The organism is Roseinatronobacter alkalisoli (assembly GCF_028745735.1).
Taxonomy (GTDB): domain Bacteria; phylum Pseudomonadota; class Alphaproteobacteria; order Rhodobacterales; family Rhodobacteraceae; genus Roseinatronobacter; species Roseinatronobacter alkalisoli.
The window spans coordinates 42,574-58,354 of sequence record NZ_JAQZSM010000009.1; the positions used below are offsets into that span (position 1 = coordinate 42,574).

The 15,781-nt window shown below is 61.2% G+C and carries 14 protein-coding genes and 1 other RNA gene; 6 read left to right on the forward strand and 9 right to left on the reverse strand.

Annotated elements, in window-relative coordinates; translation table 11 throughout:
• Window positions 1-73 precede the first annotated feature (73 nt).
• The 5 genes from mdh to PUT78_RS11290 all read right to left on the reverse strand — a co-directional run bounded on the left by mdh (window position 74) and on the right by PUT78_RS11290 (window position 5,602).
• Window positions 74-1,036: a malate dehydrogenase gene (gene mdh, locus PUT78_RS11270; RefSeq protein ID WP_274352367.1), complete on the reverse strand. Its 963-nt coding sequence runs from the start codon at window positions 1,034-1,036 to the stop codon at window positions 74-76.
• Between the two features lie 185 nt (window positions 1,037-1,221).
• Window positions 1,222-3,018, reverse strand: coding sequence for a peptidoglycan -binding protein (locus PUT78_RS11275; RefSeq protein ID WP_274352368.1), 1,797 nt, complete (start codon window positions 3,016-3,018; stop codon window positions 1,222-1,224).
• Window positions 3,019-3,021: 3 nt separating this feature from the next.
• Window positions 3,022-4,230: a biopolymer transporter ExbB gene (locus tag PUT78_RS11280; RefSeq protein ID WP_274352369.1), complete on the reverse strand. Its 1,209-nt coding sequence runs from the start codon at window positions 4,228-4,230 to the stop codon at window positions 3,022-3,024.
• Between the two features lie 200 nt (window positions 4,231-4,430).
• A complete protein-coding gene (locus PUT78_RS11285; RefSeq protein ID WP_274352370.1) occupies window positions 4,431-4,832 on the reverse strand; it encodes a DUF2852 domain-containing protein in 402 nt (133 codons plus the stop codon).
• Between the two features lie 152 nt (window positions 4,833-4,984).
• Window positions 4,985-5,602 carry a TetR/AcrR family transcriptional regulator gene (locus tag PUT78_RS11290; protein ID WP_274352371.1) on the reverse strand — a complete coding sequence of 206 codons (618 nt, stop codon included), beginning with the start codon at window positions 5,600-5,602 and terminating at the stop codon, window positions 4,985-4,987.
• A gap of 195 nt (window positions 5,603-5,797) precedes the next feature.
• On the opposite strand from PUT78_RS11290, the gene ffs reads away from it, so the two are divergent.
• An RNA gene (gene ffs / locus PUT78_RS11295) (signal recognition particle sRNA small type) lies at window positions 5,798-5,896 on the forward strand.
• A gap of 32 nt (window positions 5,897-5,928) precedes the next feature.
• Here the strand turns inward: ffs and PUT78_RS11300 are convergent.
• On the reverse strand, window positions 5,929-6,375 hold the full coding sequence (locus PUT78_RS11300; RefSeq protein WP_274352372.1) for a c-type cytochrome: 447 nt from the start codon (window positions 6,373-6,375) through the stop codon (window positions 5,929-5,931).
• A gap of 67 nt (window positions 6,376-6,442) precedes the next feature.
• On the reverse strand, window positions 6,443-7,267 hold the full coding sequence (locus PUT78_RS11305; RefSeq protein WP_274352373.1) for an ABC transporter permease: 825 nt from the start codon (window positions 7,265-7,267) through the stop codon (window positions 6,443-6,445).
• Between the two features lie 160 nt (window positions 7,268-7,427).
• Here PUT78_RS11305 and PUT78_RS11310 point away from each other — a divergent pair, with 160 nt between their 5' ends.
• From PUT78_RS11310 to PUT78_RS11330, 5 genes are all read left to right on the forward strand, one after another.
• Window positions 7,428-8,105, forward strand: a complete 678-nt coding sequence (locus PUT78_RS11310; protein WP_274352374.1) for a GcrA family cell cycle regulator — start codon at window positions 7,428-7,430, stop codon at window positions 8,103-8,105.
• Between the two features lie 264 nt (window positions 8,106-8,369).
• Window positions 8,370-9,356: an iron ABC transporter substrate-binding protein gene (locus PUT78_RS11315; RefSeq protein WP_274352375.1), complete on the forward strand. Its 987-nt coding sequence runs from the start codon at window positions 8,370-8,372 to the stop codon at window positions 9,354-9,356.
• Between the two features lie 35 nt (window positions 9,357-9,391).
• Complete coding sequence (locus PUT78_RS11320) at window positions 9,392-10,951, forward strand: ABC transporter permease (protein ID WP_274352376.1); 1,560 nt, start codon at window positions 9,392-9,394, stop codon at window positions 10,949-10,951.
• Window positions 10,952-10,971: 20 nt separating this feature from the next.
• Window positions 10,972-12,060, forward strand: a complete 1,089-nt coding sequence (locus tag PUT78_RS11325) for an ABC transporter ATP-binding protein (protein WP_274352377.1) — start codon at window positions 10,972-10,974, stop codon at window positions 12,058-12,060.
• A gap of 104 nt (window positions 12,061-12,164) precedes the next feature.
• Complete coding sequence (locus PUT78_RS11330) at window positions 12,165-13,565, forward strand: methyl-accepting chemotaxis protein (protein ID WP_274352378.1); 1,401 nt, start codon at window positions 12,165-12,167, stop codon at window positions 13,563-13,565.
• A gap of 483 nt (window positions 13,566-14,048) precedes the next feature.
• On the opposite strand, the gene PUT78_RS11335 is transcribed toward PUT78_RS11330, so the two are convergent.
• Both PUT78_RS11335 and PUT78_RS11340 read right to left on the reverse strand, forming a co-directional pair.
• Window positions 14,049-14,471: a GlcG/HbpS family heme-binding protein gene (locus tag PUT78_RS11335; RefSeq protein ID WP_274352379.1), complete on the reverse strand. Its 423-nt coding sequence runs from the start codon at window positions 14,469-14,471 to the stop codon at window positions 14,049-14,051.
• A 64-nt stretch (window positions 14,472-14,535) separates the two neighbouring features.
• The gene (locus PUT78_RS11340; RefSeq protein ID WP_274352380.1) at window positions 14,536-15,711 is read right to left on the reverse strand and encodes an acetyl-CoA C-acyltransferase family protein; all 1,176 of its coding nucleotides are present in this window, start codon (window positions 15,709-15,711) and stop codon (window positions 14,536-14,538) included.
• Window positions 15,712-15,781 lie beyond the last annotated feature (70 nt).

A 15,781-nucleotide genomic window follows, 5' to 3' on the forward strand; every position in this document is an offset into this window, starting at 1 on the left:
CTCGTCATACAAGAAGGGCCGCGGTTTCACGCGGCCCATCTACTGCCAGTCCGGCAGAATGTTCAGAACAGGCTTATGCCAGGCTGGGGTCAATCCCCTTGCAGGCGTCAACCAGCCCGCGCACAGCCGCGACCGAGCTGTCAAACATCACCTGTTCATCCTTGGCCAGCTTGATGTCCACAATCTTCTCGATGCCACCGGCACCGATGATCGTGGGCACACCCACATACATGCCCTTCAGGCCGAATTCGCCGTCACACCAGGCCGCGCAAGGCAGCAGGCGTTTCTGGTCTTTCAGATAGGCTTCGGCCATTTCAATGGCGCTGGTCGCAGGCGCATAAAACGCCGAGCCGGTTTTCAACAGGCCAACAATTTCCGCCCCGCCATCACGCGTGCGCTGAACAATCGCGTCCAGCTTGTCCTGCGTGGTCCAGCCCATCGACACCAGATCCGGCAGCGGAATTCCCGCAACTGTCGAATAGCGCACCAGAGGAACCATTGTGTCGCCATGCCCGCCCAGCACAAAAGCCGTGACATCGCGCATGGACACGTTGAATTCCACGCTCAGGAAATGGCGGAAACGCGCGCTGTCCAGAACGCCCGCCATGCCGACAACCTTGTTGTGAGGCAGGCCGGAAAATTCGCGCAAGGCCCAGACCATTGCATCCAGCGGGTTGGTAATGCAGATGACAAAAGCATCCGGTGCGTGGTTGCGGATCCCCTCGCCCACCGATTTCATGACCTTCAGGTTGATCCCCAGAAGATCATCCCGGCTCATGCCCGGTTTGCGCGGAACCCCAGCCGTGACGATGCAGACATCCGCGCCGGCAATATCCGCATAATCGGTGGTGCCCTTCAGCGCGGCGTCAAACCCTTCCGAAGGGCCGGATTCGGCGATATCAAGCGCTTTGCCTTGGGGCGTGCCTTCGGCAATGTCGAACAGGACAACATCGCCAAGTTCCTTGATCGCGGCCAGATGGGCAAGCGTGCCGCCAATCTGTCCAGCGCCGATCAGTGCAATTTTGGGTCTGGTCATCAGTGATCTCCGGATCGTTTGTGTGACCCGCACTGCCTAGTCCCTTCGCGGCAATCACGCAAGGGCCACAGCCCTTGCTGAACCGTCTGATTGCGCCCACATCCGGCATTTTCGCGCAAATATGTATACAACGGCACACCGACCGGGAGCACATCTGCCGCCAAACGGCAGAATCATGTCTGCCCTTAACGTTCGGTCAGTTTCAGCTCAATACGGCGGTTGCGCGCGCGTGCCTGCGCGGTATTGGCGGGGTCAACAGGGCGGTATTCCCCGAACCCGGCGGCGGCCAGCCGGTTTGCCGGAAAACCCAGGGTTTCGGTCAGATAGCGTACGACCGACAACGCGCGCGCCTGACTGAGTTCCCAGTTATCCGCAAACTGCGCCCCCGGCGCAATCGGCAGGTTGTCCGTATGCCCATCCACCTGCAACACCCAGTCGATGCCCGGCGGTATACGTTCTGCAACCTCCTGCAGGATCGACACGACATTGCCAATCTGCGCGCGCCCCGCGGGGGCCAGATCGGCGGAGCCGAGTTCGAACAGCACTTCGGACGAAAATACAAACCGGTCGCCCACGATTTCGACGCCCGACCGCCCTTCCAGCACCTGACGCACCTGCCCGAAGAATTCGGACCGGAACTGTTCCAGCCTTTCGCGTTCGGCGGCTTCCATATTGGCGCGGCGGCGTTCTTCGGCGGCCAGTTGCGCTAAGGCCAGGTTCAGATCCGCGCCAAGAAGTTCGATCTGGGTATTTGCGGCATCTTCGCGCGCACGCGCTTCGCCAAGCAGTTCCTGCAAGCCCCCCACCTGCCCGCGCAGGGCCGCAACCTGCTGGTTCAGCAATTCCAGCCTGCGCTGATCTTCGCTGGACTGGACCTGCGCATCGGCCAGCGCGGTTTGTGCGGCGCTGCGCAATGCCGCCTGACGTTCGCGTTCTGACAATTCGGCGTCCAGATCCGCCTGCAGTTCGGCCTGTGCGGCGCGCGCTGCGGCCAGAAGCGTCAGGGTTTCTTCGGCGCGGGCGCGTTCTGCTTCAAGCTGCAAGGTCATGGCGGTCAGTTCAGTGTCGGCCTGCGCCAGCCGGTCGCGCAATGCCTGTGCGGCAGCGGCATCAGCAAGGCGGCGGCGTTCTTCTTCGCTCAGTGCGGTTTCGGTATCTGCCAGCCGCACGCGCAGGGCTTCGGCGGCGGCGGCTTCGGCGAGTCGCGCGGCCTCGGCGGCGTCCAGATCATCCAGCGTGGCGGCCAGTTCCTGTTCCAGCGCGCGTTGTCCTTCGACCGTGGCAAGGCGCGCATCTTCCGATGCGGCCAGTTGCTGCGCCAGTTGCGCAAGCGATGCCTCCTGCGCCGCCGCATCCGCCTGTGCTTGCGCGAGGGCCGCTTCCACCGCTTCGGCGCGCGCCGCCGCCAGACGTGCGGCCTGTGCTTCGGCGTCCAGTTCACCGCGCAACCGCGCAAGCGCCAGTTCCATCGCTTCCTGTTCCGAAATCAGCACCTGCCGCGCGGCTTCCAGGTCTTCCAGATCGGCAGTGAGTTCCGCCCCCCGCGCCAGCGCGCTGTCACGTTCGCCGATCAGTGCAGCCACTTGCGATTCAAACTGGGTGATTTGCGCCTGCGCGGCACTCAATTCAGTTTCGCGCGCATCCAGATCGCGTGACAGCCCCGAGATACGGGCAAGCTGCGCCGCCATAAGGGCGCGGGCATCATCCAGATCCCCTTCCAGGCCCGAAACCTGCCCTTCCAGCGACGCGACACGCGCGCGCGACAGCCCCAGCGCATCGGCCAGACTGGCCACTTCCGCGCTCAGCCCTTCCAGTTCGGTTTCGCGCTCGGTGATAGTGTCGCGCAGCACAAACTGAACGATCATGAAGATCGACAGCACGAACATCAGCACCAGCAAAAGCGCCGTCATCGCATCGACAAAACCCGGCCAGATTGCGCCGCTGACCTCTCTCCGCTGGCCCCTGCCGCGTGCCAGCGCCATGGCTTACGCCCCCCCGTCGCGGCGCACGCCAAATCCCGCGCGCGACAACTGGCGCACCGCCATTGTCAGGTTGGACAGATCAGACCGCAAATCAGCTGTTGTTTCCAGCCGACCGGCGGACAGTTCTTCGGAAATGCGCAGCAGCTGGCCATCGATATTGCGCAGGCGCAGCCTGATTTCGGCTTCGGCATGGGGGCCGCCTTCGACCGCGTCCTGCCGGTAATAGCCCAGCAGTTCTTCCTGCGCCGCCGCAATGCGTTCCAGAACCGCAGACGAGGCCTGCACATCGTCACCGCCAAACCCGCCTTCGGACAGCCGGTCGATGGCCTGCACCAGATAGCCAAGCGCCTGATCCAGTTGCCCGCGTTCGTGATCGGCCTGCACCTGCTGGCGGTGCATGGCTTCCATCTGTTCGGCCATGGCGTCCAGCACCTGCACCACGGCACCCATTTCCCCGCCGCCATGTTCAGGATCGGTCCCCGCCATGCCAAGCCGGGTAATGGAGCTGAGCCATTCTTCAAGCTGGCGGTAAAACCGGTTCTGGCCATGGCCTGCAAACAGTTCCAGCATGCCCACCACCAGCGATCCCGCAAGCCCCAGCAACGAGGATGAGAACGCCGTTCCCATACCGCCAAGCTGCGCTTCAAGCCCGCTCATCAGATTGTCGAAAACCTGAATGCCGGTCTGGTTATCTTCCGGCGCCAGCGAACGGATCGTGTCGACCACTGCCGGAACCGTGGTTGCCAGACCGTAGAATGTGCCCAGCAAGCCAAGGAAAATCAGGAGGTTGATGATATAGCGCGTGATGTCGCGCAATTCATCCAGCCGAGTTCCGACTGAATCAAGGATCGAACTGGCCGAACTGGAACTGATCTGGCTGCCCTGCCCCCGCCCGCGCAGCAGCGCCGCCAAGGGCAGCAGCAATGCGGGCGGCACTGTGGCGTCATGCCCCGGCGTACCCGTGGCGAACCCCTCAATCCAGACAATGGACCGGTTCAGCTGGATCACCTGCCAGAAGGTCGCAAGAACCCCGATGACAAACACCAGAAAGATGAATCCGTTCAACCATATATTCGCAAGGAATATGCCTGCCACGCGTGGCAGGGCAAAATATGTTCCCAAGGCAACCAGAATAATGACAAGCAACATCATCACGATCTGGCGGACCGGTCGGGAAAACTGCGTCTGAACCCCAAGCTGGGATCTTGCCATATCGGGCTTCCTGATCCTCTGTTTTCCTAGGGCACCCTAGGTCAGTCAGGACTGCCTGCCAACAAGTGTTTTAGGGATAACGGGAAATATCAGGGCATTTTCTGCGACTGCTTGCAACAGGCACACAGATTTGCATGAAACAAAGGCCCCGCGAAAATTCCGGGGCCTTTGGCAGGCGGAAAAACCAGTGACTTCCGGTCTCAGGACGGATCGCCTGCAGGTTGGCCTGCATCACGCTTGCGGCGGTTTTCTTCCATGAACTGGTCGAATTCAGTCTTGTCCTTGGCTTCGCGCAACCGGTGCAGGAAGCTGTCAAATGCGGCCTGCTCATCTTCCAGACGGCGCAGCATGTCCGACTTATAGGAATCAAAGGCCGTATTGCCCGAACTACGCATCATCGCGGCACCATGGCGGGCCTGTTTTCGGCAGGATTTTCCAAACATCTGTTTCCCCCAGATCATATAAGCCAGAAGCCCCAGCCCCAGCGGCCAGAACAGTATGAAGGCCAGCACCATCGCGGCGATCCAGCCCCCTTTGCCAAAGCCGTCAAGCCATGCTTCTGCCTGACGGGCCCATGACATCGGCGCGGTCGTTGTCGTCATGTGTCGTACCCCTTTTCGTTGCTTCGTGAATGTTATTCACATTTACATATGTGGCATATCCCAGCAGGAATTCAAGTCCAAATGTAAAGATGTTTTACATTTTTCTGCGAGCGGAAAAATTACGCGTGACGATCATGCACGCGGAACGCGCATCAGGTGTCAGGGTCCAGAAAACCCAGACCACGCAAATAGACGCCGACACCGCTTTCCAGAAGCTCTTCTGGGGTGAAAGGCGCGCGCGCGCCGGGGGTGCCACGGGCATAAACGGCAACGATACCGTGGCTTAACGCGGTGATATGGGCCGCAAACATCGCGGCCGGCGGGCGGCGGTCGGGCGGCATGCGCGCCGATAAATCCGCAGCAGCGCGGATCAGAACCTGATTGGCCCGCGCGCAGGCGGCAGCAAGTTCCTTGCTGGCATTCACCGGAATGCCTGATTCGAACATGGACATGTAATGCCCCGGATGCTTGCGCGCAAAGGCAAGATAGGCGCGGCCCACTGCTTCGAACGCGACAAGGGGCGATGGCTGGCCGTCCTGATATGCAAACTCCAGCACATCGGCCAGCAGGTCATAGCCCTGCCGCGCGATCTCGATGATCAGTTCCTCGCGTCCGGTGAAATGACGATAGGGGGCGGCGGCTGACACATCTGCGCGTTTGGCCGCTTCGGCCATGGTAAACCCTTGCGGGCCGGTTTCCGCAATCAGTTCCAGCGCGGCCTCTACCAGGGCCTGCCGCAGATTTCCGTGATGATAGCCTCGCTTGGCCATGCCCGCCCTGTCTGATTACCTGATCCTTCATAGAACAATACAGGCCGGAGTGGAAATCCGTTTTGACCCGGATTTTTGCTGAATCAACATGTTAGCGCATAGCGGCAACGCAGCGGCATGACAGATGCAGCGCGGGCCCGCCGAAAACAGCCACGATGGCTTGCATTGCCCGGCGCGAACGCATAGATACCCCCGCGAGAGGCTGGCGCGGGCAAACGCCTTGCCAACCCGGTCAGGTCCGGAAGGAAGCAGCCGCAGCATTTTCCGTTTGGGTCGCTGTCCAGTCTCTCACCTGCATCATCCGGAAAATGGCGATACGCAGAAAGCTATTGTTGCAGGCTGCGCAGGTAGTCGAACAAGGCCGCCCCCCCCTGACGCAATTCAACATGCATTTCCGCGCTGGCATCCGGGTTACCCGTTGCACGCTGCAGGAACTGTTCGGGATTGGTCAGATAGGCCACGAAATTATCCTGCGTCCAGCTGACACTGCGGTTACGCGCGGCACGCATTGCGTCGGAATAAAACCGAAAATCCCCGTCAGACCCCGCGACCCGTCCGGCAATGCCATAGAGGTTCGGGCCACTGCGCCCGCCACGCGCCAGAACCGTGCCATCGGGCGCAGTGACAGCGTGACAGGTTCTGCAATCCGCCCACATGCGTTCGCCCGCCTGCACCCCCGGGGCAAGCGCAGCAAAGGCCAGAACCGTTGCGGCAAATATGCGACGCTGTTTCACCATGCCCCCTTCGGCGTTAACTGCTGTCAGATATAGCATCACGGCGCATCAATACAAGCAGACCCGCACCCGCGCGGGCATAAAGGCACGGAACCGTGTTCCACGCTTACGGCTTCATCCGGTATCCGCTGCGCAACCAGAACCAGCACAGCACGCAGACAGCCAGCGCAGTAGCCCCGGCGACAAACAGCCCCAGCACCGGCGACGCATCGGACGCCCCGATCATGCCATAACGCGCCCCGTCAATCAGATAGAACACCGGATTGAACCGGCTGATGGTTTCCAGCACCGGCGGCAACCCCGAGATGGAATAGAATGTCCCCGACAGGAACGACAACGGCACCACGATGAAATTCGTGATCGCGGCGATCTGGTCGAACTTGTTGGAAATGATGCCCGCCGCAATCCCGATCGCGCCCAGCAGCACCGCCCCCAGCGTCAGAAAGGCCAGCAGCCACAAGGGATGCGCTATTCCCTGCCCCAGCAGCAGCCACAACGCCAGCACGATCACCAGACCGACAACCAACCCGCGCACAAGCCCACCTGCAAGATAGCCCAGCACCAGTTCCAGCGGCGACAGCGGCGGCATCAGCGTGTCAACGATATTGCCCTGCACCTTGGAAATCACGATGGAGGATGATGTATTGGCAAAACTGTTCTGGATAACCGTCATCATCAGGATACCCGGCGCAAGGAACTGGATGAAGGGCACGCCCAGCACATCGCCGCGCGCAGGCCCGATTGCCAGCGAAAACACCGCCAGAAACAGACCGGCGGTGACCAGTGGTGCCACCAGCGTCTGGGTCCAGACAACAATGAACCGCATCACCTCGCGCCATGCCAGCGCCTGCAACCCCAGCCAGTTCATACGCCCGAACCGGCGCATTCCCATGTCCATCCTGTCGGGGGACTGAATCTTCTGTTCCAACATTATTACTGCCCTTTCCGGCTTTGACGTGAGATTCGCACGCTTGGTCATTGTATTTATGCAGCGCGGCTTGTATTTCACCACCTTGTCCATACTCTTGGGCAATAGAATTCCAAAAGGGGCGCGTGACAAGCCCGCCCTGCCGCCAGCCGTGGAGCAGATCATGTCCTGGACCGACGAACGGGTCGAATTGCTGAAGAAAATGTGGATGGAGGGGCAATCCGCCTCTCAGATCGCCAAGGAACTGGGCGGTGTGACGCGCAATGCCGTCATCGGCAAGGTGCACCGGTTGGGCCTGTCCAACCGCACCGCTGCGGAAGGGGACGCGTCAGTGACCGCCCCGCCGCCGCCCAGCGAAGATACGCCGCCCCCCGCCACCAGCGCCTCGCCCGCCGCCGCGCGCGCCGAAATGCCGAAAGAAGCGCCCGCCGCAGAACCGGCAGCCCCGGTTGTGGATCTGGCACAGGCCAAGGCCGAACGCGCCGCGCGCCCCAAACCACCGGAGCCAGCGCCCGAACCTGTCGCGACAGAGGTCACGACCACCCCCGCACCCTATAACCCGCGCCCGATCATTCCCGCGGGCCAACCACTGCCGCCGCAGCCCTCGACCGATGAAATTGATCCCGAAGCGCTGGCAACTGTGCGCGAAGTCGAAAAGACAGCCCGCAAACTGTCCTTGCTGGAACTGACCGAACGGACCTGCAAATGGCCCATCGGTGACCCGGCCACGGATAATTTCTGGTTCTGCGGCCTGCCGGTGAAGCCCGGAAAACCCTATTGCGAAGCGCATGTCGCTGTGGCCTTCCAACCCATGAGCAGCCGACGCGACCGTAAACGGTAAACCCGCGCGCCAGCCAGTATGAAATGAAACCCGCGCCACATCATGGTCGCGGGTTTTTCCATTTTGACAGGCCAATTCCGTGGACGCTGACAGAATGTCGCAACATGCCGGGAACCGCCAGAAGTATGTTGACGAAAGAAGTCAGGTATAATATCCGACGACATCAGTAGGGATTACGCGGCTTTCCGCAACAGCCAGGTGCCTTGTGGCACCATCGCCAACAGGGTTCCTGCATTGTAACTCAGACCCCTGAAAGAGGTTCACATGACAATTTTGCGCAATTCCGTCTTCGCATTGGCAGCTTTCGCCGCGACGCCCACGCTGGCAGATATCACATTGTATTCAGGCCGCGGCGAGTCACTGGTCGCGCCCATTATCGAAGCCTTCACCGCACAGACCGGCATTGATGTGAATGTGCGCTACGCAGGCACTGCCGAACTGGCCATTCTGCTGCAGGAAGAAGGCGATGCATCGCCTGCCGATCTGTATTGGGCGCAGGATGCAGCGGCCCTTGGTGCAGTGGTCGATCTGTTCGCCCCCCTGCCTGATGCGCTGATTGCCGATGTGCCCGCCGCCTATCGCGACAGCGAAAACCGCTGGGTCGCAACATCCGGCCGTGGCCGCGTTGTTGCCTATTCCCCGGAGCGCGTCAGCGAAGAAGACCTGCCCGCGTCGATCTTTGATCTGACTGATGAACAATGGAAGGGCCGCATTGCGCTGCCCGCCACCAACGGTTCTTTCCTGGCCCATGTCACCGCGATGCGCGTCATTCACGGCGAAGAAACGACCCGCGAATGGCTGGAAGGGATCGCGGCCAATGAACCCGTTGCCGTGCGCAACAACACCGCCCTTATTCAGGCCATCGGCGATGGCGAGGCCGATATCGGGATCACCAACAACTACTATCTGGTGCGTTTCCTGAACCGTGACGCAGAATTCCCCGTCACCCAGACACTGTTCGCGAATGAAGGCGATATCGGCAACCTGTTGCTGGTCGCCGGCATGGGCGTTCTGGAAAGTTCCGATCACAAGGAAGACGCGCAGGCTTTCATCGAATTCCTGCTGTCGCCTGCGGCACAGCAGTATTTCACCGGCGAAGTGTCGGAATTCCCGATTGTTCCGGGCACAATTGTCACACGTCAGGATATCAACATTGACGATGTGACCCGTGTTGCGCCAGAAGTCGACCTGAACACCATCGGCGATCTGGAAGGCACATTGGAAATGCTGCGTGAAGTTGGGCTGATTTGAACCTGAGCACCGCAATAACACCGGGCCTGTGGCGCATGCCACGGGCCCGCGTGATCTTTTCGGCCCTCGGTCTTGCGATCGGGGGCCTGATGGTATTGCCGCTGATCTGGCTTGTCATGCGCGCATTCCAGGCCGATCTGGCCACTGTGATCGACATGTTCACGCGCCCGCGCACGCTGCAATTGCTGGGTAACACCTTCGCACTGGTGGTCTGCACGCTGGTGCTGGCCACAGCAATGGCGCTGCCGCTGGCATGGCTGGTCAGCCGCACTGACCTGAAATACCGCAGGGTTGTCAATATTCTGGCGGTCATTCCGCTGGCCACACCGGGCTATGTGATGGCCTATGCACTGATTGGCCTGTCAGGCAATTTCGGTTTCATGAATCAGGTCTTTGGCTTCACCATTCCGCGCCTGCAAGGGCTGTGGGGGGCAACGCTGGCGCTGGCGCTTTATACATTTCCCTATATCTATCTGAATCTGCGCGCGGCTTTTTCCGGGCTGGACCAGTCGCTGGAAGAAGCGGCGCGCGCGCTTGGGGCCACGCCGCGCGAAGTGTTCTTCCGCGTCACCCTACCCCATCTGATGCCCGCGCTGATGGCGGGCTGGCTGGTGGTGGGTCTTTATGTTATCGGCGATTTCGGGGCGGTGGCGCTGATGCGGTATGAAGTGTTCAGCTACGCCATCTATCTGCAATATTCCGCCATGTTTGACCGTGTCTATGCCGCATGGCTGGCGCTGATGCTGATCGCCATCGCATTGTCTGTCGTTTGGTGGGAAAGCCGCCTGCGCGAGGGCGCGCATTTTGCCCGCACCGGGTCCGGCGCGGGCACAGGGCGGCGGCGCCTGTCACTGTCGCTGCCCGGTCAATTTATTGGCTGGGGCTTCGTTGTGGTGGTTGTGCTGGCATCGATCGGATTGCCGGTTGCCGTCCTGAGCTTCTGGATGGTGCGGCTTGATGATCTGCCCACAGTGCTGCCTGCGCTGGTCCGCGCGTTCTCGCAATCGCTGTCGGTTGCGGTGCCATCGGCACTGATGGCCGCAGCAATGGCGCTGCCGGTCGCGGTGCTGGCGGTGCGCTATCCCTCGCGCCTGTCAACCTTCATCAACCGGCTGGCCTTTGTGGGATATGCGGTGCCCGCGCTAGCCTTTGCGCTGGCTTTCGTGTTCTTTTCCCTGAACGCTGCGCGGTTCCTGTATCAGACCCAGTTTCTGCTGGTCACTGTCTATGCGCTCAGCTTCCTTGCACTGGCGCTTGGTCCCATCCGGTCCGCGCTGTATCAGGCCCGCCCGTCCGTGGAGGAATCCGCCCGCGCGCTGGGATACGGGCCGTTTTCCGTCTTTGCAAAGGTGACCCTGCCCACGATCCGCCCCGGTGTGGTGGCGGGCATGGTGCTGGTGTTTGTCATCGCGATGAAGGAATTGCCCATCGCATTCCTGCTGGCCCCCACCGGGTTCCGGCCGCTGTCGATCACCATGTTTTCGCGCACATCCGAAGGTATGCTGATGGAAGCCGCGCCCTATGCCGCCGCCATCATGGCGTTTTCCGCCCTTTTCGTAGGCTTCGTTTTGCGGCATGACAAGAAGGCCGGATAACGGCCAATGAAAGACATCGCATGACCACCCTGCCCAAAAGCCTGCGTTTCAAAATGCCAGCAGAGGCAACGCCACTGGGGTTTCGCCCCGCCCCCAAGGCCCTGCTGCTGGAAATCAAACGCCTGCGCAAGCATTTCGCCCATGGCGATGCGCCAGCGGTCGAACGGGTCAGCCTTGATCTGGGCGAAGGGGAAATGCTGGCGCTGCTGGGTCCGTCAGGCTGCGGCAAGACCACCACATTGCGCATGATCGGCGGGTTTGAAACCCCTGACGAGGGGACGATCAGCCTGCATGGCGAAGACATTACCAGCCTGCCCCCGGAAGCGCGGGGCATCGGTTTCGTCTTTCAGGATTACGCGCTGTTCCCGCATCTGAGTGTGCTGGACAATGTGAAATTCGGCCTGCGCAAGCTACCCCGCGCGAAGGCCGTGGCACGTGCGCAGGAAATGCTGGCGCTGGTCGGGCTTTCGGGGCTGGATGCGCGCAAGCCGCATGAATTGTCGGGCGGGCAGCAACAGCGTGTCGCGCTGGCACGCACCCTTGCAGTTGCGCCGCCCCTTGTGCTGATGGATGAACCGTTTTCCAACCTTGATGCCGCGATGCGCGTGGAAACCCGTCAGGAAGTGCGTAAACTGCTGAAAGCCGCAGGATCCGCCGCCATTCTGGTCACCCATGATCAGGAAGAAGCGATGGCCGTCGCCGACCGCATCGCCGTCATGGAATCCGGGCGCGTTGTCCAGATTGGCACCCCGGACGAAATTTACCGCAACCCGGTATCGGCCTTCGTCGCGTCCTTCCTTGGCCGGTCCAACATTCTGACAGGAACCGCGTCGGGCATGCAGGTGCAGACCGAATTCGGCAACCTGCCCCTCAGTCGCGCCGCCAATGGTGCCGTGTCGCTGTCGGTGCGCCCCGAACAGATCATGCTGGAACCAGACCCCGATGGCACGGCATCGGTTGTCGGGCGCGAATTCCGCGGGCATGATCAGTTGTTCTGGGTGCAGGAAGGGGAACGCTGCATGTTGGTGATTTCCGGTGCGGGCGCAAGCATCGAGGTCGGATCAAAAGTACGGTTGCGGATTTGCGATTGCGTGGTGCCGCTGGCCTGACGCGGCACAGGACTTGCCCGCAGTTTTCCCGGTCAGGAAACGGGTTGTTAGTATTTTGCGGCGATGCTGTTGCCTGAAGTCACTTCCGGGGCGCGCGCAGGCACATGTTTCAGTCTTCCAGTATTTCAAGCTCTCAGTCTGAACTTGACCGCCTTGCGCGGCAGGCCGTTGACCTTGGCCATAACGTTGTCATGGTTCACGCCTGCGTCGATATGCTTGATTCCGTTATGGAACATCAGGTCGCACTTGTCGAAGATGCCCAGAAGGCTGCGGAACGTATTTCCGACGCGAACAATTCGGTCCGCAAGGCCGCTGAAAATGTTGGCCATTCGGTCAGGGACACATTGGAAACTGTCGGGGATTCGGCAACACGCATCCGTACGACACTGGGCAAAAGCCAGACTATCGCGGAATGGGTACAGACGCTTGACGCGACCATGACCACCATAACCCAGACCCTTGCCGAAATGTCCAGTCGTGCAAACGCCATCGGGAACATCGCCCAGCAGGTCAATATGCTGGCCATCAATGCCCGCATCGAAGCGGCCCGGTCGGGTGATGCCGGGCGCGGATTCGCTGTCGTCGCGCAGGAAATCGACCGCCTGTCACACCAGACTGCGGAAACGACCGAAGGGATCACCGTGTCCATCGGGGATCTGACAGGCAGCATATCCAGACTGCGCCAGGATTCCGGTGTCATTGCCAAAGCGGCCAGCCAGACCCTGACGGACAATACCGCGATTGACGATGCATTGGGGCAGATCATCGAAAAAGTCACCCGAAGCGAAGGATCAGTCAGCGAAATCATGACCAAGGCGGCAGATGTTGATGCCGCCAACAGCAGCTTCATGCCGGTATTTTCCACAGTGAAAAATGGTATCTCGCAAACCGCCGAACATTTGCATGAAGCGCGCCAGCAGCTTGGTGTTGTTGTCGATATCAGCGAATCGATGGTGCAGAAAACCGTTGAGATGGGCGGCGCATCTGATGATGCGCAGATGATCGAACTGGTTCAGAAAACCGCAGCGGATATGGCGGACGCATTGGAAAAGGCCGTGGATCGTGGTGAGATCAGCATCGCACAGCTTATGAATTTCACCTATCAGCCCATCCCCGGTACCGCCCCCCAACAGCATCTGGCCCCGTTCACCGAACTGACCGACCGAATCTTTCCGCTGTTTCAGGAAGCAGTGCTGCAAGCCAATCCGGGGGTCACATTCTGCGCAGCAGTGGACCGCAACGGTTACCTGCCGACGCATAACAGGAAATTCTCAAAACGGCAGACGCATGACACGGAATGGAACGCCGCGCATTCCCGGAACAGGCGTATTTTCAATGATCGCGTCGGGTTGGGCGCAGGGAAGAACACCAAACCATTCCTGTTGCAGATCTATCGCCGCGACATGGGTGGGGGGGAACACCGGATGATGAAGGACATATCCGCACCGATTATTGTAAATGGGCGCCACTGGGGCGGCCTGCGGCTGGCCTATGAATACCAGTAGCGTGTCCAGACCAGATGAGGGGTACCATCAGGGGCCGGGTCATCCCCTACCGCGCGCGCCCACCGCCTCCGGGTCAGGTGTTGGGATCAGGCATTCTGGGTCAGGCGTCTGGATCAGACCGTCGGGGGGGGGCGTTCCGGATCAGGCGGTCTGGGTCAGGCGGTCGTCGGCGGACGTTCCGGATCAGGCGGGCGGAGATGGGTCAAGCTGGCATGATCATACGTCTGACCTGGCCCGACGCTCCCCGGCCCTATCCTTGCAGCGGTCCCATGCCCTGCGGCAGGATGAAGGCCCGCCCCCGCAATTGCCTCTTTCCGGGGTTTACCGATTCAGCGACTGTGCCATCTGGCCGCGCATGAGCCTTTGCACGGCAACACCCGCACGCCCCATAAAGAATGCACACCTGTCAGGGCGCCGCAATACTGGCCCGCGGCATCAGAACCGGCGCGCACTCATTCACATGACCATCGCGCCGGTCACAAGTCAGGCTTCGGCGTCCAGCCCTGCCGATGCGGCCCCTGCCAGCGCGGCATCTGCGTCATTGTCGGATGTGTCGCCGGTTACGCCGATCGCGCCAACCACAACGCCGCCTTTGCGCAGCAGCACACCACCGGGAACCGGCACGACCTGCCCGCCGTAAACCCCGTTCACTGCGGCCATGAAATAGGCCTGCGCTTCAGCGCGCGCCATTTGTGCGCGCCCCGCCATGCCCAGCATGACCGCGCCATAAGCCTTGCCTTGTGCAATCGCGAACCGGCCCGGTGCCGCACCATCTTCACGTTCAAAGGCCAGAACATGGCCGCCACTGTCCAGCACCACCACCGACAGGGGCTTCAAACCCATCTCGCGCCCTTTGGCGCGGGTGGTGGAAATAATAGTGCGTGCCTGATCAAGTGTCAGTGTCATGTCTGCTGTCCTTCATGCAATTCATCCCGACCAGACATACCCGAGCGCGCGCCATACGCAAGGTTCAGATGCGTTCCAGCGCCAGCGCGATCCCCTGCCCGCCGCCGATACACATGGTCACAAGTGCGCGCTGCCCGCCTATACGGTCCAGTTCATGCAGCGCCTTGACAGTGATGATCGCCCCCGACGCGCCCACCGGGTGCCCCAGCGCGATCGCCCCCCCGTTCGGGTTCACGCGCGCAGGGTCCAGCCCGAGTTCCCGACTGACCGCCAGGGCCTGCGCGGCAAATGCCTCATTCGATTCGATCACGTCGAAATCACCCACGCTCAGCCCTGTGCGCGCGCATAGCGCCTGCACCGCTGGCACTGGCCCAATTCCCATGACATCCGGGCGCACACCGGCATGGGCATAGCCGGTAATGCGCGCCAGCGGCGTCAGACCCGCCTTTTGCGCCGCGCTGGCCCGCGCCAAAACCAGTGCCGCCGCCCCGTCATTGATGCCGCTGGCATTTCCTGCCGTCACCGTGCCATCCTTGGCAAATGCCGGGCGCAGCGCGGCCAGCGCCGCCTGCGTGGTGGTTTTGGGGTGTTCATCCGTGTCGAAAACCACATCGCCCTTGCGGGTTTTCAAAGTGACCGGGACAATCTGATCGGCAAAACGCCCCCCCGCAATCGCTTCGGCAGCGCGGGTCTGGCTTTGCAGGGCGAAAGCGTCCTGCAGGTCGCGGGTAATTCCATATTCGCGCGCGACATTTTCAGCCGTGACCCCCATATGCCCGGTGCCGAACGGGCAGTTCAGCGCGCCCAGCATCATGTCGATCCCGGCCACATCGCCCATTTTCTGCCCGAACCGCGCGGCAGGCAGGATATAGGGCGCGCGGCTCATGCTCTCCGATCCGCCCACCAGCGCGAAATCGGCATCCCCCAGCGCAAGCGCCTGAACGCCAGAGATGATGGCCTGCACGCCGGACCCGCACAGCCGGTTCACATTCATTGCGGGCACAGTTTCCGGCACGCCCGCTTTCATGGCCGCAAGGCGTGACAAGTACATATCGGCGGGTTCGGTGGCGATGACATTGCCGAAGACCACAGTGCCGATCTGCCCCCCTTCCACGCCTGCACGTGACAGCGCCGCGCTGGCAACGATCCGCCCCAGTTCCACCGGGCTCAGCGCGGCAAGCGCGCCCCCGAACGTGCCGATCGCCGTGCGCGCGCTACCCAGAATAACAATATCGTCCATCTTCGCCCCCCGTTTGATAGCCTTTCGGGGTCAGCTTACGGCCTGAGCGGATCGCAATCCATCACCAACG